Here is a 21002-nt window from a genome sequence, read left to right as displayed (position 1 = left end):
TCATTGCCCATTGTTGGCCACCGTTCCATTCATCGCTTGAAAATCACTGATACTTCGCAAGGCCCGGCCAGCAAACTCATGACCCCGGCCCAAACGCTGGGTGGGCTGGCCGCCGTCGAGCATGGAGGAAAGGTATCCGGCGGCGAAGGCATCGCCAGCACCCACGGCTTCCACCACGTCCACGCGAGCTGCCGGCACAAAGGTAGGCTGCAACCCGTCAAATTCGGTGGCCCCCACTGCCCCGTCCTTGACAATGAGGTGCTTGGGTCGGTCAATAAGCGCCCTGACATCACTGGCGAACACCAAATTCGGCCACAACGCCTGCGCCTCATCAAGGCCCACGAAGAGAAAATCGGCTTGCTGGGCGAGTTTCAAAAGCACCGGCGCGGCCACCGAAGCCGGCCACAGTGCTTCCCGAAAATTGATATCAAAGGACACGGGGACGTTTTCCTGTGCCGCACGGGAAAACAAGGCCTGCATCAGGGCGCGGCAGCTGGGTGAGAGCGCCGGTGTGATTCCGGAGAGGTGCAGCAGGCCCAGCTGATGCCAGGGCAGCGTGTCCGCCAGTTCCGGCCCCATTGAGGAGGCCGCCGAATTTGCACGGTAATACTGCACCTTCGTTGCGCCGGTCCCGGGATCCTTGAACATCACGCCCGTGGACGAGTCCGGGTCAATGAGCAGATAAGAGAGGTCAATCCCCCGGACAGCAAGTTCTTTGGCCAGCCGCCGACCGAGCGCGTCATCGCCCACCCGGCTGGCCCAGGCAACCTTGTGTCCGCGTTCGGCGAGGTACTGGGCAACATTGGATTCAGCGCCTGCCGTACCGAGGATGAAATCTGCCGCCATTTCCAGTGGCTCCGGGCGTGCAGGAGCCACAACGGCCATGGTCTCCCCCAACGTCATCACGTCGATTCGCCGCGCGTCGGTCTGTGCTTCGGTCTTTGCTTCGGTCATCTGGCCGCTCATCCGTTTTTCCCTTCACCGGGTAGTGCAATCGCCAACGGTCCACGGTAGGCGCGGGCAGGCGGTCCGCTCGCTCCCACACGGGCGGTGAAAAGCCGCCCGGCGTCGGGCTGGTCTTGCTTCCAATCCTCGGGCAGCCACCCGCTGCAGGTAGTGATGACCAGCAGGTCGCCGGCAAAACACACAGCTGTTGGCCGCGCTACCGGGACACTGACGACGGCGAGCAGCTCGCCACCGGGCGAGTAGCGGCGCACAGCCCAGCCGTCCCACATCGCCACCCAGATGCATCCTTCATCGTCGAGGACCAGTCCGTCGGGGTCACCCTCCCCTGGAAGAAAAGTGACAATGCAGTGCCTGCCGGTGATGGTGCCAGCCGGGCCGATGTCCAACCTTTCCAAGGTGCCGGTAGTGGTATCGACGTAGTAGGCGGTGCGGCCGTCGGCTGTGAAGTCCAGCCCGTTGGAGATCCCGATGCCCTCCAGTGCGACGGTGGCGCTCCCGTTTGTGTCAAACACCAAAGCCGCCCCGCACCCAGGATTCCGTTGCGGCCCATGGATCCGGCCCACAGATTTCCGGCGGGGTCGGCGACGCCGTCGTTGAAGGCAGTGGGGTGGCCGGCTTCGGGGGCAGCCAAGATGGCAACTGTGCCATCCTGGGCAAGGTGGGCAATGCCGCCTTCTTTGGCCATGATCCAGCCTGCGCCGGCCTCAGGCAATGGCGTCACGGGGCCGGACATCGCACCAACGTTCAGGCTCCGTACTAGCTCAATTGCATCGCCGTTTACGTCGCCAAAATGAACCATGCCAGCGGTGATGTCAGTCCAGATGAGTTCCCCGGTCCGCTCATCTAGCCGCGGCGTTTCACCTAGCTCGGCACATAATACCCCTGCCGGAGCGGCCACAAATTGGGCCGTTGCCGCCTTCACCATTCGAGGAAGGAGTTGTCGTCCTGGCGCCAGATGGCATTGCGCCAGTGGTGTGGTGTCTCGGCTTCGAACCGGACCTTGTCCTCGTCAATCTCGATGCCGAGCCCAGGGGCCAGCGGGCGGTCAATGTAGCCGGTGCCCATGTCAAAGACGACCGGGTCCACAAGGTAGTCGAACAGATCGGGACCTTGGGTATATTCTGCGCCGCGGCTCTGTTCCTGGATCAGGAAGTTGGGGCTGGCGATATCCACTTGCAGGCTGGCAGCCAAGGCGATCGGCCCCAAAGGACAGTGAGGTGCCAGCAGTGCACCGTAGGTCTCGGCCATGGCGGCGATCCGTCGAACCTCGGAGATGCCGCCGGCATGACTGAGGTCAGGCTGAACCACGCTCACGCCGTTGCCCAGCACTGTTCTGAAGTCCCAACGGGAGTAGAGCCTTTCACCGGTGGCTACTGGGATGGAGGTCGCCTGCGCGATGAGACCCAAATCGGCGGACAGTTCCGGGACCACCACTTCTTCGGCAAACATGGGCAGAAATTCCTCCATCAACGGCAACACTCGCCGCGACATGGCAGGGGTGAACCTGCCATGGAAGTCCAAGGCAATATCGAGGGCCTCGCCTCCTGCCTCTCGCACAGCTGCCAGATTGTTGACCATGCTCCGGATGGCGGCAGCTGTGTCCAGCGGGGCCACCTTTGTTGCCGGGCAGAACTTCACTGCGTCGAAGCCAGCAGCCATGGCAATCCGTGTCGACTCGGCCAACTCTTCCGGACGGTCACCGTGAATCCACGTGTACATGCGCACCCTGTCCCGGACTGCGCCACCAAGCAACTCATAGACCGGGACGCCCAGCGCCTTGCCCTTGATATCCCACAAAGCCTGGTCGATGCCGGCGATGGCGCTGGAAAAGACTGGGCCCCCACGGTAGAAACCACCCTTGGTCAGAACTTGCCAGTGATCCTCAATCCGCGAGGCATCTTGGCCAATGAGGTAGTCGGACATCTCGGCGACGGCCGCGGCCACGCTATCTGCCCGTCCCTCAACAACTGGCTCACCCCAGCCAACGACTCCCTCATCTGTTTCCATCCGCAGAAACAGCCACCGGGGAGGGACCTGGAAGGTTTCGATCTTGGTAATCTTCATGTTTCTCCGAGTGGTCAGGGCTCATTGGTAGCAACGGCCTACCAATCAAGCGCCAGGCAATGGGCGCTACGGACTTTGCCTTCAATGTGCCATCAGATCAAATTCTTGTCAACTATCTTTACACCAGCGATCCATAGTAGCGGGATTCTGCTGAAAATCAGCGAAATATTCGCCGGGAGTTACGACATGGGATGAATTTTATGTAAATTAAATTGACAAGTATCGAAATCTTGTGATTAGACTCACACAGCGCCAGATCGGCTTCCAACCCGGGCGTCAATCACATCGGACCATTCGTAAGGAACGCTCATGACTCACCCCAATGCGTGGCTCAAGATTGCCACTGGTGCCATTCTGGCTACCTCCGTCGCTTTTGCGGCATCCGGCTGCACCACCACGTCGGCATCGCCGGATAACAGTGCAAAATCCCTAACTTACTGGTCCATGTGGACCGAGACAGAGCCCCAGGCTGCGGTGTTGAAGACTTCGCTTGAGTCTTTTGAAAAAGACACCGGCATCAAAGTCGATGTCCAGTGGCAGGGCCGCAAGGTTCTAGAAAAGGTGACGACCGGGCTGCTCTCCGGAGACGTTCCCGATCTGGTGGATCAGGCGTACGACAAGATTGGTCCGGCTCTGGCGGCAACGAACCAGGCCGCAGACCTCTCCTCGGTGCTGTCGACCAAGATTCCCGGCGAGGAAGAACACACTGTTGCCGATGTGATTCCCTCGAAGTACTTCGACATCCTGCCCAGTTATGGCGGAGAGGTGAAGAACTACATGGTGCCGTACTCGGTATCCAACGTGTCGGTGTTCTACAACAAGGCCAATGCTGTCGCTCCCAAGGCCCCCACAACGTGGGATGAGCTGTTGGCCAACTGCCAAAAGGCCGTAGACGCCAAGATGGGCTGCATCGCAGCCGATGGCGATGCCACGTGGGCCAACAGCTACTGGTTCGATTACCTGATCAATCGCAACATGGGCGACGGCGCGTTCCAGAAGCTGATGGAAGACAAGACCGGTGCAGCGTGGGATGACGCAGCAGTCCTCAAGTCAGCCCAGCAGATCCAGGAATTGGTTACCAAGGGTTACATCATCAAGGGCTACGATGCTTCCAAGTACCCCGAACAGCAGAATGCTTGGGCCGCCAACAAGGCCCTGTACTTCTTGATGGGCAGCTGGGCTCCGGCTGAGACTGCAAAGTATGCAGCAGAAGGCTTTGACTACGGCGCGTTCAACTTTCCCAGCACCGCCACCAACGCCAGCACAGCCAATGACACCTTGCTCTTCGGCTTCACGGTCCCCAAGAAGGCCGCACACCAGGATGAGGCGAAGCAGTTCATCGCGTACTTCAGCAACAAAGACCGCATGTCAGGCATCTCCACCGACGCCAACAACCTGGCGGCCCGTCCCGACGTAGAAGCGCCCAAGCAGCTGGCTGACGTTGCCGCTATCCTTGCCGACAACGAGACGAGGCTGCCCACCGACGGCGTCTCGAGCGACGTCATCGACAAGGGCTTCAACCCCACGTTCGACAAACTCTTCTTGGGCAAGGTCTCCGCTGAGGAATACGTCAAGGAAGCCAAAGCGGCAACCATCGCCTACTGGAACGCCAAGGGCTAACCATGGCAACTCCCGTAATTTCCCCGGCACGCGGACGCAATACTGGCCGCCCGCGTGCCGGCATGTCCGCCATTGAACGCAGCCGACGGCGCTTGTACTGGCCCATGTTGCTGCCAGCACTGCTCTTGATGGTCTTGTTTTACGTTGTCCCGATTCTCTATGCCGGCTGGCTTAGCCTGCACACGTGGGATGGTATCAACGAACTCAAGTGGCGAGGGGCTGATAACTACATCCAGCTGGCCAAGGACCCCATATTTATTGGGTCCATCGTTAATACGCTCAAGATCCTCTTCGTTGTTGGGATCGTTACCTTCGTATTCGCCTTCGCCTTGACCATGATCCTGCGGGAAATGACGGGGCGGAAATTTGTCCGCAGCGTACTATTTTTCCCCACCTTGATTAATGCCATGGTGTTCGGCATCTTTGCCGGTTTCCTGTTCAGCCCGGCCGGTCCGATTAACAAGATTCTGGCCTTCGTTGGAGTCCAGGACCCGCCCAAGTGGCTGGCCCAAGACAACCTCTTCAACTTGATCATGATCGTGATGATCTGGAGCGCCACGGGCTACTTCACCACCATCATCATGTCCGCCGTAGACCAGATTCCGGCTTATTACTATGAGGCCGCCGGTCTTGACGGTGCCGGCCCTTGGGCCAAGTTCCGGCATGTGACACTCCCCCTTGCCTGGGATGTGATCTCGGTTTGCGCCGTGCTGTGGACCATGAGCTCGGTCAAGGTTTTCGAGCTGATCCTGGTGTTTGGCGGCTCCACCGCACAGGCGCCTCCAGCCAGCACCTGGTCCACGGCGCTCTATGTTTACCAAGCTGCCTTCGGCGGCGGATCCCGTGAATTCGGTGTTTCCGCGGCGGCCGCAATCGTCAGCCTTGCTCTGGTGACCGTTCTGACCATCGGCCTGCGACGCATGCTGCGCCGTGAAGCCATTGAAATCTAGTAAGCAAAGGGTGCAGCAGTGAATCACGTTCTAACGCAATCCCCGACCGCCCCCGTGCTGGAGTCGGCGGTGTCCCTTCCGCCGCTGAAAGTTCGACGGCGCAAGTCAAGTATGAAGTCCCGGCCCACCATCGGCGGGATGATCGGGCGGGTCATTGTCTGGCTCTTGGTGGCCTTCAACCTCTTCCTGGTTGTTTGGATGGTGATGACGTCCCTGCGCGATACCCGCGACATCGCCCGCGATCCCTTGGGCCTCCCCACCCAGCCTCACTGGGAGAATTTCGCCACAGCTTGGAACACGGGCGGGTTCGGCATTGCCGCCATTAACTCAGTGGTCGCCACAGTTGTTTCCTCACTCCTGGTGGTGGCGATTGCTGCCCCGGCCGCCTATGTTCTGGCCAAGTCCACCCGGAGACTCTCCTCGACGTTCACGTTGATGTTTGTGCTGGGTCTGGGCGTTCCCGGGCAGGTACTGCTGGTACCGATCTATGTCATGTTGGCTAAGTTTCAGGACTTCTCCCACTTGAAAATGATCAACAGCGTGCAGGGTCTTATTGTGGTCATGGTGGGCTTGGGCATCCCCTTCACAGTGTTCTTGCTGGCGGGGTTCTTCCGCTCTCTGCCGGTGGAAATTGAGGAAGCTGCGGCAATCGATGGCTCCTCCGGTATCCGCACGTTCATTCAGATCGTGCTGCCACTGGCACGCTCGGGTTTGGTGACCGCGTTCATGCTGGCAGTCATCAGCGGCTGGAATGAGACGCTGTTCTCGCTGGTCATGCTGACCACGGCGGAGAACCGGACCCTGCCGATTGCGCTCCTTGCGTTCTTGGATCAGTCCCAGTTCAATGGGGCCGATTGGGGCGGGCTCTTCGCCGGGATCGTACTGGTTGTCACACCCGTTCTGGCGTTGTTCATCTGGCTTGGCCGGCGCATTGTTGAAGGCATGACGGTAGGCATCAGCAAGTAATATGAAAGGACGGCTCGAGCGTGAAACCACTGCTCTTGCTCACGGGCGGCACCGGAACCGTGGGACAGCTACTGCTGGCGGATTTGCGGTTCGATTACCGCCTCCGGATTACGGCCCAGACCGCTCCCCTGCCAGGTGTCATCGAACCCGGTGATGAGCTAATGGTGGGAGATCTCCGCGACGCCGGCTTTGCCCGGCACTGTGTTGAGAAGTCCGACGTCGTCATTCACCTTGCCGCTAACGCCTCCCCTGCCGCTTCGGCAGCGGAGGCAATGGGGAATGTGGACATGGCAGCGACGCTTTTCGATGCCGCAGCAGATGCCGGAGTGGGCCGCACGGTGGTGGCCAGCTCGGTGCATGCCAGCGGTATGGATTATCGAGATGGCGCGCAGGGGATCAGCCCGCTAGCCATCCCCCGCCCGTGCTGTCCCTATGGTGCTAGCAAGGTGACCATCGAGGCGCTGGCCCGGCTGTATCAGGATGCGCAGGGCAACGCGGTATCGTGCTTGCGGCTGGGCCTGACAGGATGGGCACTGGTTGAGCGGCAGTACGCCCTGACATGGTTGTCGACGGAGGATTTGATCCGTCTGGTTCGCGCCGCGCTGGCCCGGCCGGCAGGCTTCGGCATTTACAACGCAGTCTCCGCAGATTCGGCCACCCAGTGGGACACCGGCAACGCGCTGACAGACCTTGGCTGGTCACCGCGCGACAGGTGGCCGGTGGATGTGGAGCAGCTGCCCTTGGCGGTGTCGTGTCCCTGCCAGATGTTCAGCATTCTGTAAACTCACCATAAACAAAGCGGCGCCCGTCCAGGAACTGGACGGGCGCCGCTTTGTTTCCACCTGCTGGGAACCTGAATTTTTAGAACCCCTGCGCCAGGCGGTAGTACGCCTGGTTCCAGCGGATCTCACGGGCAAAGCCGCGCTGCGTGGTGTCCTCGTCAATGACCAAGAGCTCGGCTTCGAACATGTCGGCGAAGTCTTGGAAAGCCTCAATGCCAACAGCGGTGCTCATGACGGTGTGGTGCGCGGCGCCAGCTTCGAGCCACGCCGCAGCGGAGGTGGCGAAGTTCGGCAGGGGCTTCCACACCGCACGCGCAACAGGCAGGTTGGGCAAAGGCTCATCCAGCGGGACCACCTCAACCTTGTTGGCCGTAAGACGGAAGCGCTCGCGCATATCTGAAAGTGCCACCACCACACCGGCACCAGGATCGGCGTCGAACACCAGGCGGACAGGATCCTCACGGCCACCAATACCCAGCGGGTGAACCTCCAACGAAGGCTTGGTGACGGTCAGCGACGGACACACCTCGAGCATGTGGGCACCCAGGATCTTTTCCTCGCCCGGGACCAGATGGTAGGTGTAATCCTCCATCAGGGAGGCGCCACCTGGCAGGCCTTCGCCCATGACCTTCGCGGCCCGGATCAGTACCGCCGTCTTCCAGTCGCCCTCGGCACCGAAGCCGTAACCGTCAGCCATCAGGCGCTGCACGGCAAGGCCCGGCAGCTGGCGCAAACCACCAAGATCCTCGAAGTTGGTAGTGAAAGCCCCGAAGCCTCCCTCCTCTAGGAAGCTTCGCAGACCCAGCTCAATCTTGGCGCCGTAACGCAGCGAATCGTGACGTGCGGCGCCGGGATGCAGTTCCGGGGCAACGTTGTACAGGCGCAGATACTCCTCGATGAGGGCGTCAACGTCCGCTTCTGACGAGGCGTCAACGGCCTCCACGAGCTCGTTGACGGACCAGCTGTTGACCGAGACACCAAAGCGAATTTCAGCTTCAGTCTTATCGCCCTCGGTCACGGCAACGTTGCGCATGTTGTCGCCAAAACGCGCCAGCTTCAGGCACCGAACCTGAGCCACGGCTGCCGCTGCGCGCGTCCACGTGCCAATCTTTTCGCGTACAAGCGGGTTGGAAACGTGCCCCACCACTGTCTTGCGGCTGATGCCCATGCGCGATTGCATGTAGCCAAATTCGCGGTCACCGTGCGCGGCCTGGTTCAGGTTCATGAAATCGAAATCGATCTCGGCCCACGGCAGTGCCTCATTGGCCTGGGTATGCAGGTGTAGCAGCGGCTTGTTCAGTTCGGTGAGGCCGCGGATCCACATTTTGGCGGGTGAGAACGTGTGCATCCAGGCGATGAGACCAACGACCTTGTCGTTAGCGTTGGCGTCAATGGCGGCTCGGCGGATCGACTCCGAATCCTTGAGCACGTCCTTGAACACCACGCGCACGGGAATCTCGGTGGAGTCCTGCAAGGTTTTGACTACCTCCGCCGACTGCTCGGCGACTTGGCGCAGAGTCTCCTCGCCATAGAGATTCTGGCTTCCGGTGAGGAACCAGACTTCGTATCCGGCCAGCGAATTATTCAACTGCAAAGACATTTTCATTCCTTCGAAACAGGAGGTGGATTATGGGTTACTGTCCGTAGACGTTCTGGTAGCGCTGGTGCAGGCTGTCGATGTGTGCGCTGTCAATGGGAATCATGGGGCCAAGCTCGCGTGAGAGATGCACCGTGCGGGCTACTTCCTCACACAGCACGGCGGCCTTCACTGCCGCTTTGGCACTGGCGCCGATCGTGAAGGGGCCATGATTTTGCATCAGCACGGCCGGCGAACGCGAGCCGCTGAGGGTTTCGACAATGCCGCGGCCAATGGAGTCGTCGCCGATCAGGGCAAAGGGCCCCACCGGAATCTCACCACCGAATTCGTCGCCCATCATGGTCAAGACGCAGGGAATGGCTTCGCCCCGCACGGCCCATGCCGTTGCGTAGCTCGAGTGTGTATGCACCACTCCACCCACCTCCGGCATGTGCCGATAGACGTAGGCGTGCGCCGCGGTATCGGACGACGGCGCCAGTCCGGGATTGCCCCATGGTCCGTCCACCGGGGTTCCGTAGAGGTCAGTGACCACCATGGATTCCGGCGTCAGTGCGTCATAGTCAATGCCAGAGGGTTTGATGACCATCAGGTCTGCGCCGGGGACCCGGGCGGAGACATTCCCTGCCGTCCATACGACGAGTTCGTAACGGACCAGCTCCGCATGCAGAGCGCATACTTCCTCACGCAGGACGGCGATGGTTGCCAACAATTCCGGCGTTGCGGCGGCAACGGACGGACTGGGGGTTACTGATGCGCTGGCCGACGCCGCGCTATCAGCCTTTGGGTTATCCGCTGACATAATCATGCTGAGACCTCCACGGCAACTTTGTGAGCGTCACGGGCAATTGCCTTGAGCCTGTGCATCACGTCATTGGCGCCCCGGCCGAAGTAGTCGTGGAGCAGCCGGTATTCTGCGAACAAGGCGTCATAGGCGGCAACGTTTTCGGCAATTGGGGTCACCACGGCACGGTTGACGCTACCCATCGCCGCCGATGCAACTCTGATGTCCGGGTACAAGCCGGCGGCCACCGCAGCATGGATTGCGGAGCCGAGAGCCGGACCCTGGCTGGAACCAATCGTGGACAGCGGCAGGTTCAATACATCAGCGTAGATCTGCATTAGCAGCTGGTTTTTCATGAGACCGCCGGCCACGATGAACTCCGTGACCGGGACACCAGCCGCATTGAACGTTTCCACAATGACCCGTGCGCCAAAGGCTGTGGCCTCGAGCAGAGCACGATAGCCGTCCTCGGGGCGCGTGGCCAGTGTCTGGCCCACCACGACGCCGGAGAGTTCATGGTCTACAAGTACCGAACGGTTGCCGCTGTGCCAATCCAAAGCGATCAGACCATGCTGACCAATGCTCTGGCGCTCAGCTAATGACGTGAGGTATTCATGAATTCCCATGCCCCGCTTGCCCGCCTTGGCATGGTATTTCTCTGGCACGGAATTCTTGATAAACCAGCCAAAGATATCGCCCACGCCAGACTGTCCGGCCTCGTAGCCGTACAGCCCAGGGATGATCCCGCCGTCAACTACACCGCACATACCAGGGACTTCCCGGAGTTCGCCGGAGCTCATGACGTGGCAGGTTGAGGTGCCCATAATGGCAACCATCTGACCCGGCTCGACGGCCTTGGCTGCGGGGGCCGTGACGTGAGCGTCCACATTTCCGACGGCGACGGGGATGCCTTCCGACAGGCCAGTCCAGCGTGCCGCTTCAGCGCTGAGGTAACCAGCAACATCGCCGAGGTTACCGATGGGTTGATCCAACTTGTCCACAACGAACCGGGCGAATCCGGGATTCAAAGTAGCAAGGAAATCTTGGGAGGGATAGCTGCCGTCCTGGCGGATTCCCTTGTATCCGGCGGTGCAGGCGTTGCGTACATAACTCCCGGTCAGCTGCCAAACGATCCAGTCTGCGGCCTCCACCCAGTGATCCATGGCCTCATAAACGGCCGGAGCCTCTTCCAGAAGCTGCAGTCCCTTGGCAAATTCCCATTCCGAGGAGATCAGCCCACCGTAGCGCGGCAGCCAGCTCTCGTTACGCACACGCGCCAACTCATTGATGCGTTCGGCTTGGGGCTGCGCGGCGTGGTGGCGCCACAACTTGATGAAGGCGTGAGGTTCGTTGGCCCACTCCGGCAGTTCACACAGGGGCGTGCCGTCGGTCGTAGTGGGCACCATGGTGCAAGCCGTGAAGTCCGTGCCAATACCCACTACGCTCGAGGGATCGATCCCGGCTTGTGCAACTGCGGCAGGAACTGCCTGCTTAAGAACCTGGCGGTAGTCCTCGGGTACCTGGAGAGCCCAGTCGGGTGGCAGAAGATCAGTAGATCCTGGAAGCGAGCGCTCAACAACTCCGTGCGGGTACTCCACTACTGCAGATGCCAGCTCAGCCCCGTCGCTCACGCGCACCACCACGGCACGCCCGGACAGCGTGCCATAATCAATGCCGATTACGTAGGATTCCTGCGTCCTCATACTTTCCTCTCAGACGATGCTCTGGAGCCGTCATCTGTGACGGCCCAAAAACGAACACTTGTGAACGCTAACAATTGCACACCCTCGGAGTCCCGTCAAGGGGGTCACCTACTGCGAATGGGTAACGTTTTCAGCGGGTCCAGAAGAAGATTGGATGGAGAATTCCGCAGAAAATCAGTGATTTTCGGAGATCTCCCCCCGAAGGACCAAGCGCCCAGGGGACACTTTCCAAAATCGCTTGACATACCATTGTGTGAGCGCTAACAATTGAGACGCAGGTCACTACGGCTTGCTCTTGTGGCGATGACGGTACAGTCCCGGTGACTTCCCTGCGCTTCGAGACTGACATACCAGGAGGCTAAGTTGTTCAAGAAATCTTTGGTGGCCGTGGGACTCGCCGCAGTATTGACGCTAACGGCTTGCGGCGGCAGCACAGGTGCCGGCGGCGGGGGCAGCGATGAAATCACCTTGGGCTTCGCTCAAGTTGGTGCCGAGAGTGGCTGGCGTACAGCCAACACGAAGTCGATTCAGGAATCCGCAAAAACCGCAGGCATCAATCTGAAGTTCTCAGATGCCCAGCAGAAGCAGGAAAACCAGATCAAAGCCATCCGGTCCTACATCCAGCAAAAGGTGGACCTCATTGCGTTCTCCCCTGTTGTTGAGTCCGGCTGGGACACCGTGCTGAAGGAAGCCAAGGACGCCAACATCCCCGTCATCCTGACCGACAGGGCCATCGACTCACCCGACAAGACCCTGTACAAGACGTTCCTGGGCTCAGACTTTGTCCTCGAAGGCCAGGAAGCTGCAAAGTGGCTGATCAAGGACAAGGAAGCCGCCACTGGCGATGTGAACATTGTGGAGCTGCAAGGCACCACGGGAGCTGCACCAGCCAATGACCGCATGTCCGGCTTTGCCGATCTCATCAAAGCCGAGTCCAAGTTCAAGATCATCGCCTCACAGACGGGCGACTTCACCCGTTCAGGAGGCAAGCAAGTCATGGAGGCGTTCCTGAAATCGAACCCCAAGATCGATGTTGTGTACGCGCACAATGACGATATGGCGCTCGGAGCCATTGAAGCCATCGAGGCCGCTGGCAAGGTTCCCGGCAAGGACATCACCATCATTTCCGTTGACGCCACCAAAGACGGCATGACCGCCGCCGCAGACGGCAAGATCAACTTCATCGTCGAGTGCAACCCGTTGCTGGGCGACCAGCTGATGGATCTGACTAAAAAGGTTCTGGCCGGCGAGACCGTTCCGGAGCGCGTGGTCACAGTGGAGACCACCTTTGATTCCGCACAGGCCAAGGCTGCCCTGCCGGATCGCAAGTACTAAACGAGTACTAACCCGGTGTAGGTGAACGCGTAGCAGCAGCCCGCCCCGGCGCACCTCACACAACAGCAGATCGTGGGTGGATGGGGGCTCCCCATCCACCCACCTCAGCAAAGGTAAAGCAGTATGAATGAAGACATCCCGGTGGTGACAATGGAGGGCATCTCCATCGAATTCCCAGGCGTGAAGGCCTTGGACACCGTTGATTTCCGCCTCTTTCAAGGCGAAGTCCATGCTCTCATGGGTGAAAATGGTGCCGGTAAATCAACGCTGATCAAAGCGCTCACGGGTGTGTATGGCATCGATTCGGGCAAGATCGTTGTGCTGGGGCGTGAGGAGAGTTTCAGTAGTCCTGCTCAGGCGCAAGAAGCCCGCATCTCCACGGTGTACCAAGAGGTCAACCTCTGCGCGAATCTCAGCGTCGAAGAGAACATCTTGCTGGGGCGTGAGCCGCGCCGTGGCGGCCTGATTCATTGGAAAGCCGTTCGTGCCAGGGCCACTGAAATTCTGTCCCGGATGCATCTGGATATTGATCCGGGTTCCGAACTGGCCAGTCATTCCATCGCCGTGCAGCAGCTGGTTGCCATCGCCCGATCGGTCGAAGTCGATGCCAAAGTCTTGATCTTGGACGAACCTACGTCATCTCTGGATACTGGCGAAGTCAACCAGCTCTTCCAGGTCATTCGCGAATTGCGTGATTCCGGCGTCGCTATTCTCTTCGTATCGCATTTCTTGGAGCAGGTCTACGAGATTTCCGACCGCCTCACAGTGCTTCGCAACGGGGCTTTAGTGGGCGAATATATGACCCGGACACTGCCTCGTCTGGAATTGATTGCCAAAATGATTGGCAAGGATTTGGCCACTCTCGATGCACTCGAGGATGAACCGTCGGCGGCCAAGGAGGCCACTGCCGCAGACGCCGTGGCCGTGATTGCCGCCGAGGGTCTGGGCCGGAAGGGACGAATCGATCCGTTTGATCTGTCAATTTTCCCCGGCGAGGTCATTGGTCTGGCCGGACTGTTGGGGTCGGGGCGCACCGAGCTGGCTCGCCTGTTATTTGGGGCAGATAAGCACGACGTCGGATCCCTCACCGTCGGTGGTGCTCCGGGAAAGATCCGCACCCCTCGCAACGCTATCAACGCCGGTATTGCTTTTAGTTCCGAGGACAGGAAAGCTGAGGGGCTGATCGGCGATCTCTCTGTGCGCGACAACCTTGTCCTCGCCATGCAGGCTAGCCGGGGTTGGCTGCGCCGGATACCCCGCCGGCAGCAAGACGAGCTGACGGAAAAGTACATCAAGGCCTTGGATATTCGCCCGGCTAACCCGAACTCGCTCATTCGCAACCTCAGCGGTGGAAATCAACAAAAGGTGCTCTTGGCCCGGTGGCTGATCACCTCACCGAAACTGCTGATCCTTGACGAACCTACTCGTGGAATCGATATCGGCGCCAAGACTCAAATCCAAAAGCTGGTCCTCTCACTAGCCAAAGACGGCATGTCCATCCTGTTCATCTCTGCCGAACTCGAGGAAGTGGTGCGCCTTTCCAACAGAATTGCCGTGCTTCGCGACCGGAAGAAAATTGCAGAACTCATCAATGACAACGTGAGCGTCAACGACCTCATGGAAACCATCGCAGGCGGTTCTCTATCATGAAATCATTTCTTCGAGGGCATCTTCTCTGGCCCGTGGTGGCACTTGTTGCCCTGTTGGTGTTTAACCAGATCATGGCCCCGGACTTCTTCTCCCTTCGGGTTCAGGACGGTCACCTCTATGGCAGCTTGGTAGATATCCTGCGCAACGGCGCACCCACCGTCTTGATCGCACTGGGCATGACGCTGGTCATTGCCTCCCGCGGCATTGATTTGTCCGTGGGCGCCATCGTTGCCATAGCCGGCGCGGTCTCATGTACCTATATCTATAACTCGCCAGACCCGGGATCGCTCACCACGGCGATGATCGCCGTGGTGCTTGCGGTGCTTGTTGGCCTGCTGATGGGCGTCTGGAACGGTTTCCTTGTCTCCGTTATCGGCATCCAGCCCATCATCGCCACGTTGGTGCTGATGACGGCGGGTCGCGGGCTGGCGCAGCTGGTCACTGGCGGACAAATCATCTCCGTATCCAATACGCACTTCAAGGCTATTGGTGCGGGCTACTTCCTGATGCTGCCCATCTCAATCCTCATCACTGTGGTGGTTTTTGCTCTCACCGCCATTTTGACCCGCAGGACGGCGCTGGGGACGCTCATTGAATCGGTGGGCATCAACCCGGAAGCAAGCCGGCTCGCGGGTATTAATGCCCGAACACTGACCTGGATTGTGTACATCTTCTGTGCCCTGTGTGCTGCATTGGCCGGGCTGATGATTAGCTCCAACGTCACGGCGGCCGACGCTAATAATGCTGGCCTTTACATTGAAATGGATGCGATTCTGGCCGTCGTCATCGGTGGCACCTCACTGATGGGTGGCCGGTTCAGCCTCACCGGCACGGTAATTGGCGCATTCATCATTCAAACCCTGACAACTACTGTTTACACCGTGGGAATCGCTCCTGAAATCACTTTGGTATTCAAGGCTTTGGTGGTCATTATTGTTTGCCTGCTGCAGTCACCGAAGCTGCGGTCCCTGCTGAAAAAGCCCGTCAAGAAAACTTCACTGGCCCCGAAAGAAATGGTGTCCAACTGATGAGTGTTCTCACACCCACCCCCGTTGCGGCGGGCGCCAAGGCCAAACGGCAGCTCACCACGAACAAGTTTCTACCAGTCCTGGTCACCCTGGCATTGTTTATTCTCATGTTTGCCGTAGGGTCCTTGATTTTTCCCGGTTTCTTCTCGGGTCAGGTCGTCTTGAACTTGTTTGTTGACAATGCTTTTCTGTTGGTATTGGCGGTCGGGATGACCTTTGTCATTCTGACCGGTGGCATCGACCTTTCGGTAGGTGCCGTGGTGGCCCTGTCAATGATGATTGCCGCCAGTTTGTTGCAAGCTGGCTGGTCACCATTGATCACCATCGTCATTGTGCTGGTGGTGGGCTCCGTGTTCGGACTGTTGATGGGACTGGCTATTCAATTCTTTGATATCCAGCCGTTCATTGTCACCCTCGCTGGCATGTTTCTGGCCCGCGGGCTGTGCTATGTGATCAGTTTGAGCTCCATCACCATCACCGACAGCTTCTTCACCACCATGGCACAGACGCGCATCAAGTTCCCCGGCGGGCTGTTCATCTCCCCCAGCGTCATCATTGCCCTGATTGTGGTTGCTGTGGCAGTACTGGTGCTGCATCACACCCGCTTTGGCCGGACTGTGTATTCCATTGGCGGCAGCGAACAATCAGCGGTTCTCATGGGGCTGTCCGTGCCACGTACCAAGGTCCTGGTGTATGCCATCAGCGGCCTGTGCTCAGCCATTGCCGGGATTCTGTTCTCCTTCTACAGTCTCTCCGGCTACAGCCTTGCTGCCCAGGGCATGGAGCTGGACGCAATTGCCGCCGTCGTTATTGGTGGAACGTTGCTGACAGGCGGTGCGGGCTACGTACTCGGCTCTGTGGTGGGCGTCCTGGTGCTGGGCATTGTCCAGACCTTCATCTCCTACGACGGCACGCTGAGCTCATGGTGGACCAAGATCGTCATTGGCTCCCTGCTCCTGGTCTTCATCATTCTTCAGCGCATTTTCACGCGGAGAAAGACCTGAGTAAGCACCCTGCAGGGTCAGCTGGCCGGTTCAGGAACACCTTCAGCTCAGCTACCTACTCAACTATCTCTTCAGCTGCGGGTCAGCGCTACTGGCCTTGGTCCGGTGCTCGCCCGCAACGTCAGGTGGGGCTGAATACGAACCGAAAACAGCGGATCGTTGCCCGAAATACCCTCCAGAATCATGGCGACACATCGGCGCCCCAGTTCGGCAAAGTCTTGGCGGATGGTTGTCAGCGGCGGGAAGTAGTAGCCGGATTCGGGGCTGTCATCGAACCCCACCACGGACAAGTCACGGGGCAGGCCAAGGTTACGTTCATAGGCCGCACGCATCACGCCAAGAGACATCTGATCGTTGGCAGCAAATACGGCAGTGCACTCACCGTCATCGATCAGCTGCTGCCCAGCCGAATAGCCGGATTCAGCGCTCCAGTCCCCACCAAAAGCGTACCCGGTTCCAGGCCAGCATTGGCCAGGGCGGCCTCCCATCCTCGGCGTCGGGCTTGGGCGTCGAGCCAGTTGGTGGGGCCCATGATGTGGGCAATGTTCCGGTGGCCCTGATCAATAAGATGCTGTGTTGCCAGATAGCCGCCACGCTGCTGGTCGACGCCCACGCTTTGCACGCCTGCGGCACCAATATCGCCAATGGCCACCATGGGCACACCGGGGTGCAACTGTTCAATGGCTCGGACAATCTCTTCCTGGGGTGCAATGACTACAAGGGCGTCCACTTGCTGGGCCAGAAGATACTCAACGGTTTCATTGATGGCTTTTTCGCTGACTTCAGGAAGGCCGACAGTGTTGACCGCATACCCCGCCAAATGTGCTGCTTCCTGGATGCCCAGCAGAATGTGAGAGGGGCCGAAATGCTCCATATTATGGGCGACTACACCAAAGGTTTCAGAGCGCCGGGTGACCAATTGACGGGCGGCGGTGTTGCGGCGGTAGCCGAGTTCGGCGATGGCTGCTTCCACTACAGTCCGGGTTTTTGCGCTGACGTTGGGATGATTATTGATCACACGAGAGACCGTCTGGTGCGAGACACCGGCTTTCGCCGCCACGTCCTCCATGACCGGCGGGCGGTGCCTTGCGGAATCTTTCTGCGTCATTGTCAACCTTTTCTCCGGCAGTTCCGGTCTGCTCGCGTCCCGGAACTATCCCGGAACGTGCGCCAAACCGCTAACGTCCCAATAGTTCGCTTAGTCCAACCCTAAAACAATCATTGTCATTCTTGCAGAGGAGACCACATGTCAAACAATCCCCGCCGGCCGCTTTCTGGAGCGCAATTCAACCTTGAATCGGGAGACTACCGGGCCGTTGTGGCATCGGTGGGTGCTACGCTGCGTTCGCTGACCCATGCAGGCCGCAACCTAGTGGTCCCCTTCGACGCAGACCAGGTCCGCCCAGCGTATCGCGGCGCCAATCTTGCGCCTTGGCCGAACCGTCTAGCGGACGGCGCTTACAGCTATAACGGCGAGCAATATCAGGTGCCCATTAACGAGGTCGAGCGCATGACGGCCCTCCATGGCCTAGTCCTGTGGAACGAATGGGAGCCGCGAGCGCAGACCCCGGACAGTGTCACACTTGGTGCCATTATTGAGCCTCAGGCTGGTTACCCGCACCGTTTGGCTATTGAGGTGCGTTTTGAACTCAGCGCGGCGGGCCTGGACTGGCGCATCACCGCAACAAATATTGGTACCGGCATCAGCGCTGCCCCTTACGGCGTTGCCCCGCACCCCTATCTCGTGGCCGGTTCGGGCACCGTGGATACGTGGACGCTGGAGCTTCCCGCCGCCAAGATCCTGCAGGTCACCCCGGACAGGCTTTTGCCCACCGAGCTTGCCGATGTTGCCACGCACGACGACGGCTACTTCGACTTCCAGCACCCCCGCACCTTGGGTGCCACGGAGATCGATCACGCGTACACCGCGTTGTCCCCGGCTGATTCGGGCGGTGCCACTGAGGTGCGAGTGTTGGCGGCCGAAGGAACGGGTGTGCTCATGCGCTGGAATGCGCGGACGCTTCCCTGGGTTCAGATCCACACGGCCGATACTGCTTCCCCGGAAACGAACAGGATCGGGCTGGCTGTAGAACCCATGACATGCCCGCCGGATGCCTTCAACTCCGGTCGGGATCTCATAGCCTTGGGCACAGGGGAACGCCACGAGGCCAGCTGGGTCATCGCAGCACTTTGACGGACGCTGTGACGGGTGCTTAGCTGCGGCTAGCCGTTGGGGCGGTTGGGCAAGTACTGCACTGCCCACTTATTGCCGTCGGGCTTATTGCCGTCGGGATCGGCGAAGTAGACAAAGTGACCCCATTCCAGAACAACCACGTCACTGACGTCCACGCCATTGGCCGCGAGCTGATCATGGGCCACCTGGATATCGGAGACCACCATCTGCAGCATGGGTGCTGTGCCCGGGGCGGCGTCGTTAAGCCCCTCGCCAATAGTGATGGAGCAGGCCGAGCCGGGCGGGGTGAGCTGCACAAAGCGGATGCCGCTTCCGGGCCGCTCGTCGTAGTCGGCGTTGAAGCCCACTTGATTCACATAAAAATCCTTGGCCCGGTCTACGTCGGAGACAGGCACAAATATGAGTTCCAATTTCCAGTCCACGGGCAAACGCTACGCTCAAAGGATCCCCTGCGACAGTGCCAGTCCGGATCCCCGGACAGCAGTCGGTCCTGCGAGGCGGAACTCCGGCAGGGCTGGTGCCGCTGGCCCAGAGCTAGGGAGCGAGTTCTAGCGGCGCGGTTCGCTGTTCACGTAGCTGCCGGGACGGTTAGTGCGGGGCGCCGAGGTGGTCACATAGCTACCAGGGCGGCCGGCTTGGGCCTTTTCGCTGGTGACATAGCTGCCCGGCTGGCTGCTGCGGGATGCCAAGGTGGTGACATAGGAACCACTGAGCGCTGGGGTGGCCGAAAGTGAGCCCCCATCTGCTGTGGCTTCCGTGAAAAAACGGACAATGGTGTGCTTGGATGCTGTGAAATTCGATGCTGTGAAAGCGGTAGTCAAGGTGTCTCCTTGGTTGAATGATGGCGCGTTGGAAGAGGGCGCGGCGAATCGCGCCACGTCGTAGTGGTTGGTTTGTGGTCAGCGCAAACTGACCGGGAGCTTAGCCGCGGTTTTGGCTAGTTATGAAGTCGGCTCAAGTTCAGCCGGGGCCGCTTGGCAGCTGGAGCACACGCCCCAGAAGGTGATTTCTGCGACCTGGACAGCGAAGCCGTTAAGGTTCGACGGCGTCAGGCAGGGACTCTGGCCGATGACGCAGTCCACATCTTCGACGCGTTTGCAGTTCAAGCAGACGAGGTGGTGGTGGTTGTCCCCCACCCGGGCTTCGTAGAGCGCCGGCGAACCTGCTGGTTCAATCCTGCGAACCAAACCGGCAGTAACCAACGCTGAGAGCACACCGTAGACAGCTTGCAGGGATGTCTTCGGTAGCTGCTGGGTGACTGCGGAAAATACTGAGTCCGCATCAAGATGTCCATGGCCGGATAAAACACCAAGGACCGCAATCCGGGGTGCCGTCACTTTCAGCTGGGCGGACCTGAGCCTGCCCGTCAAAACTTCTTGCTGTGTATCCTCTGCCATACTTCAACCCTAACAGTTGTTTTGAATGAATCAAAACAACTATGATGAGGCTCGCTATAGGAGCACCCCTTAACATAAGAAACCGTGTTGTTATGGTTTGAGCATGTCGGCCGACCAACTAACAGGCCCCGAGCAGAACACCATCCGCTCGGCCAAGCCTGCAGTAATTGTCCTCCTCACAGCAGCAGTCCTGTTTCTGGGCTCAGCTGCATTGCAGCATCAGGCCTCACTTCATCGGTGGGCGGTATTCGCCGCTTCTCGGCCCGCCAGTGAAAGTTTCGGCGAGGATCATTCCTATGACTACTACTTCCCTTTTGACCCGTGGGAACAAATTGCTTCCACCACTCAGCTCTTCGGCGCGGGAATCTTGGTCCAGACGGTCGGCGTCTTGGTCATGGCCTCCGGCGTCCTACTCGTGCCCAATGTCACCAACGGGCGGCATGCCATGGTTGCCGTCGGAGAGTTTGCGCTTGCCCTCCTCATCGCCACCACCTTCGCGGTCCTGGGAACGCACGCCCTCATCTCCGGGATCGACGGCGTACCCTCATCGCTGCAGAACACGTGGGCTCTGGGCTATCTCGGGTTTCTCGGGCTGGCGGTCTTGGCCAAGCTCTGGCGGAGGAGGCTCCCGGCCGCTTCTGCCGCATGTCTGCTTCTGATCGGCTCAACATTGTTTGGCTACTTTGTGTCCAGCTACGTGATTGCGCCCATCATTGCCGGCGGGACATCGCACGATACGACACGGTGGACAGAAACAGTTGTCGCGGCATCAACGGCAGCAGCCGCCGTGGCATTGATCCTCGGGGCCCGCACTCTGCTGTGGCCTCAACGGCGCAAGCGTCGCCCGCCCCACAGGCTATAGGGAAGCGGCACTGCCGAGGCGAGCCGGGACCACGTCACCGAAGTTGTCTACGACGCCACGACTCCGAGCGGTTGGACCGAGTGGCGTAAGCCCTGGTGCCCAT

The 21002-nt window shown here is 59.5% G+C and carries 20 protein-coding genes and 1 pseudogene; 10 read left to right on the top strand and 11 right to left on the bottom strand.

Features of this window, described 5'->3' with window-relative positions; genetic code table 11:
- The 3 genes and pseudogenes from AS189_RS05875 to dgoD form a co-directional block, all read right to left on the bottom strand.
- The gene (locus AS189_RS05875; RefSeq protein WP_237759978.1) at window positions 1–966 is read right to left on the bottom strand and encodes a sugar kinase; all 966 of its coding nucleotides are present in this window, start codon (window positions 964–966) and stop codon (window positions 1–3) included.
- Window positions 963–1891, bottom strand: a pseudogene (locus tag AS189_RS19285) (SMP-30/gluconolactonase/LRE family protein). Before AS189_RS19285 ends, AS189_RS05875 begins: the two are co-directional and overlap by 4 nt.
- A complete protein-coding gene (gene dgoD, locus AS189_RS05865; RefSeq protein WP_062286728.1) occupies window positions 1885–3030 on the bottom strand; it encodes a galactonate dehydratase in 1146 nt (381 codons plus the stop codon). Before dgoD ends, AS189_RS19285 begins: the two are co-directional and overlap by 7 nt.
- Window positions 3031–3339: 309 nt before the next feature.
- On the opposite strand from dgoD, the gene AS189_RS05860 reads away from it, so the two are divergent.
- Genes AS189_RS05860 through AS189_RS05845 form a run of 4 tightly spaced genes read left to right on the top strand, consistent with a single transcriptional unit; the run spans window position 3340 to window position 7348 of the window.
- Window positions 3340–4650 carry an ABC transporter substrate-binding protein gene (locus tag AS189_RS05860; RefSeq protein ID WP_062286727.1) on the top strand — a complete coding sequence of 437 codons (1311 nt, stop codon included), beginning with the start codon at window positions 3340–3342 and terminating at the stop codon, window positions 4648–4650.
- 2 nt (window positions 4651–4652) lie between these two features.
- Window positions 4653–5600: a carbohydrate ABC transporter permease gene (locus tag AS189_RS05855; RefSeq protein WP_062286726.1), complete on the top strand. Its 948-nt coding sequence runs from the start codon at window positions 4653–4655 to the stop codon at window positions 5598–5600.
- A gap of 18 nt (window positions 5601–5618) precedes the next feature.
- Entirely contained in the window at window positions 5619–6566 is a 948-nt protein-coding gene (locus AS189_RS05850; RefSeq protein ID WP_129587169.1) for a carbohydrate ABC transporter permease, read from the top strand.
- 20 nt (window positions 6567–6586) lie between these two features.
- Window positions 6587–7348, top strand: coding sequence for an NAD-dependent epimerase/dehydratase family protein (locus AS189_RS05845; RefSeq protein WP_062286724.1), 762 nt, complete (start codon window positions 6587–6589; stop codon window positions 7346–7348).
- Window positions 7349–7427: 79 nt separating this feature from the next.
- Here the strand turns inward: AS189_RS05845 and araA are convergent, their stop codons facing one another.
- The 3 genes from araA to araB are packed head-to-tail and all read right to left on the bottom strand — an operon-like array spanning window position 7428 to window position 11429.
- On the bottom strand, window positions 7428–8948 hold the full coding sequence (gene araA / locus AS189_RS05840; protein ID WP_062286723.1) for an L-arabinose isomerase: 1521 nt from the start codon (window positions 8946–8948) through the stop codon (window positions 7428–7430).
- Window positions 8949–8982: 34 nt separating this feature from the next.
- On the bottom strand, window positions 8983–9750 hold the full coding sequence (locus AS189_RS05835; protein WP_237759977.1) for an L-ribulose-5-phosphate 4-epimerase: 768 nt from the start codon (window positions 9748–9750) through the stop codon (window positions 8983–8985).
- A complete protein-coding gene (gene araB, locus AS189_RS05830) occupies window positions 9747–11429 on the bottom strand; it encodes a ribulokinase (RefSeq protein WP_062286722.1) in 1683 nt (560 codons plus the stop codon). The genes AS189_RS05835 and araB overlap by 4 nt, the downstream gene beginning before the upstream one ends.
- 363 nt (window positions 11430–11792) lie before the next feature.
- Here araB and AS189_RS05825 point away from each other — a divergent pair, with 363 nt between their 5' ends.
- The 4 genes from AS189_RS05825 (at window position 11793) to yjfF (ending at window position 16446) form a co-directional block, all read left to right on the top strand.
- Entirely contained in the window at window positions 11793–12764 is a 972-nt protein-coding gene (locus tag AS189_RS05825; protein ID WP_062286721.1) for an ABC transporter substrate-binding protein, read from the top strand.
- A 123-nt stretch (window positions 12765–12887) separates the two neighbouring features.
- On the top strand, window positions 12888–14414 hold the full coding sequence (locus AS189_RS05820) for a sugar ABC transporter ATP-binding protein (protein ID WP_129587168.1): 1527 nt from the start codon (window positions 12888–12890) through the stop codon (window positions 14412–14414).
- The gene (locus tag AS189_RS05815) at window positions 14411–15442 is read left to right on the top strand and encodes an ABC transporter permease (RefSeq protein ID WP_062286720.1); all 1032 of its coding nucleotides are present in this window, start codon (window positions 14411–14413) and stop codon (window positions 15440–15442) included. The genes AS189_RS05820 and AS189_RS05815 overlap by 4 nt, the downstream gene beginning before the upstream one ends.
- Complete coding sequence (yjfF, locus tag AS189_RS05810; protein WP_062286719.1) at window positions 15442–16446, top strand: galactofuranose ABC transporter, permease protein YjfF; 1005 nt, start codon at window positions 15442–15444, stop codon at window positions 16444–16446. The genes AS189_RS05815 and yjfF overlap by 1 nt, the downstream gene beginning before the upstream one ends.
- A 71-nt stretch (window positions 16447–16517) precedes the next feature.
- On the opposite strand, the gene AS189_RS21080 is transcribed toward yjfF, so the two are convergent.
- Both AS189_RS21080 and AS189_RS05805 read right to left on the bottom strand, forming a co-directional pair.
- Complete coding sequence (locus AS189_RS21080; protein WP_337589210.1) at window positions 16518–16934, bottom strand: substrate-binding domain-containing protein; 417 nt, start codon at window positions 16932–16934, stop codon at window positions 16518–16520.
- Complete coding sequence (locus AS189_RS05805) at window positions 16838–17554, bottom strand: LacI family DNA-binding transcriptional regulator (protein WP_337589209.1); 717 nt, start codon at window positions 17552–17554, stop codon at window positions 16838–16840. The genes AS189_RS21080 and AS189_RS05805 overlap by 97 nt, the downstream gene beginning before the upstream one ends.
- Before the next feature lie 138 nt (window positions 17555–17692).
- Here AS189_RS05805 and AS189_RS05800 point away from each other — a divergent pair, with 138 nt between their 5' ends.
- The gene (locus AS189_RS05800) at window positions 17693–18640 is read left to right on the top strand and encodes an aldose 1-epimerase family protein (RefSeq protein ID WP_062286718.1); all 948 of its coding nucleotides are present in this window, start codon (window positions 17693–17695) and stop codon (window positions 18638–18640) included.
- A gap of 29 nt (window positions 18641–18669) precedes the next feature.
- Here AS189_RS05800 and AS189_RS05795 read toward each other — a convergent pair whose 3' ends face one another.
- The 3 genes from AS189_RS05795 to AS189_RS05785 form a co-directional block, all read right to left on the bottom strand.
- Window positions 18670–19062 (bottom strand): VOC family protein, encoded by a 393-nt coding sequence (locus AS189_RS05795; protein WP_062293047.1) that lies wholly within the window; start codon window positions 19060–19062, stop codon window positions 18670–18672.
- A gap of 126 nt (window positions 19063–19188) precedes the next feature.
- A complete protein-coding gene (locus AS189_RS05790) occupies window positions 19189–19461 on the bottom strand; it encodes a hypothetical protein (protein WP_062286717.1) in 273 nt (90 codons plus the stop codon).
- Window positions 19462–19581: 120 nt separating this feature from the next.
- Window positions 19582–20037: a Fur family transcriptional regulator gene (locus AS189_RS05785; protein ID WP_062286716.1), complete on the bottom strand. Its 456-nt coding sequence runs from the start codon at window positions 20035–20037 to the stop codon at window positions 19582–19584.
- A gap of 103 nt (window positions 20038–20140) precedes the next feature.
- Here AS189_RS05785 and AS189_RS05780 point away from each other — a divergent pair, with 103 nt between their 5' ends.
- Window positions 20141–20899, top strand: a complete 759-nt coding sequence (locus tag AS189_RS05780; protein ID WP_062286715.1) for a hypothetical protein — start codon at window positions 20141–20143, stop codon at window positions 20897–20899.
- Window positions 20900–21002 lie beyond the last annotated feature (103 nt).

The organism is Arthrobacter alpinus (assembly GCF_001445575.1).
GTDB classification, from domain to species: domain Bacteria; phylum Actinomycetota; class Actinomycetes; order Actinomycetales; family Micrococcaceae; genus Specibacter; species Specibacter alpinus_C.
Note: the sequence above shows the minus strand (reverse complement) of the source record. Positions and strands in the feature narration are given on the sequence as shown.

Coding starts and splice junctions, on each gene's coding strand:
- AS189_RS05875 (WP_237759978.1), bottom strand. CDS start 966: ATGAGCGGCCAGATGACCGAAGCAAAGACCGAAGCACAGACCGACGCG.
- dgoD (WP_062286728.1), bottom strand. CDS start 3,030: ATGAAGATTACCAAGATCGAAACCTTCCAGGTCCCTCCCCGGTGGCTG.
- AS189_RS05860 (WP_062286727.1), top strand. CDS start 3,340: ATGACTCACCCCAATGCGTGGCTCAAGATTGCCACTGGTGCCATTCTG.
- AS189_RS05855 (WP_062286726.1), top strand. CDS start 4,653: ATGGCAACTCCCGTAATTTCCCCGGCACGCGGACGCAATACTGGCCGC.
- araA (WP_062286723.1), bottom strand. CDS start 8,948: ATGTCTTTGCAGTTGAATAATTCGCTGGCCGGATACGAAGTCTGGTTC.
- AS189_RS05835 (WP_237759977.1), bottom strand. CDS start 9,750: ATGATTATGTCAGCGGATAACCCAAAGGCTGATAGCGCGGCGTCGGCC.
- araB (WP_062286722.1), bottom strand. CDS start 11,429: ATGAGGACGCAGGAATCCTACGTAATCGGCATTGATTATGGCACGCTG.
- AS189_RS05820 (WP_129587168.1), top strand. CDS start 12,888: ATGAATGAAGACATCCCGGTGGTGACAATGGAGGGCATCTCCATCGAA.
- AS189_RS05815 (WP_062286720.1), top strand. CDS start 14,411: ATGAAATCATTTCTTCGAGGGCATCTTCTCTGGCCCGTGGTGGCACTT.
- yjfF (WP_062286719.1), top strand. CDS start 15,442: ATGAGTGTTCTCACACCCACCCCCGTTGCGGCGGGCGCCAAGGCCAAA.
- AS189_RS21080 (WP_337589210.1), bottom strand. CDS start 16,934: ATGGGAGGCCGCCCTGGCCAATGCTGGCCTGGAACCGGGTACGCTTTT.
- AS189_RS05805 (WP_337589209.1), bottom strand. CDS start 17,554: ATGACGCAGAAAGATTCCGCAAGGCACCGCCCGCCGGTCATGGAGGAC.
- AS189_RS05800 (WP_062286718.1), top strand. CDS start 17,693: ATGTCAAACAATCCCCGCCGGCCGCTTTCTGGAGCGCAATTCAACCTT.
- AS189_RS05785 (WP_062286716.1), bottom strand. CDS start 20,037: ATGGCAGAGGATACACAGCAAGAAGTTTTGACGGGCAGGCTCAGGTCC.
- AS189_RS05780 (WP_062286715.1), top strand. CDS start 20,141: ATGTCGGCCGACCAACTAACAGGCCCCGAGCAGAACACCATCCGCTCG.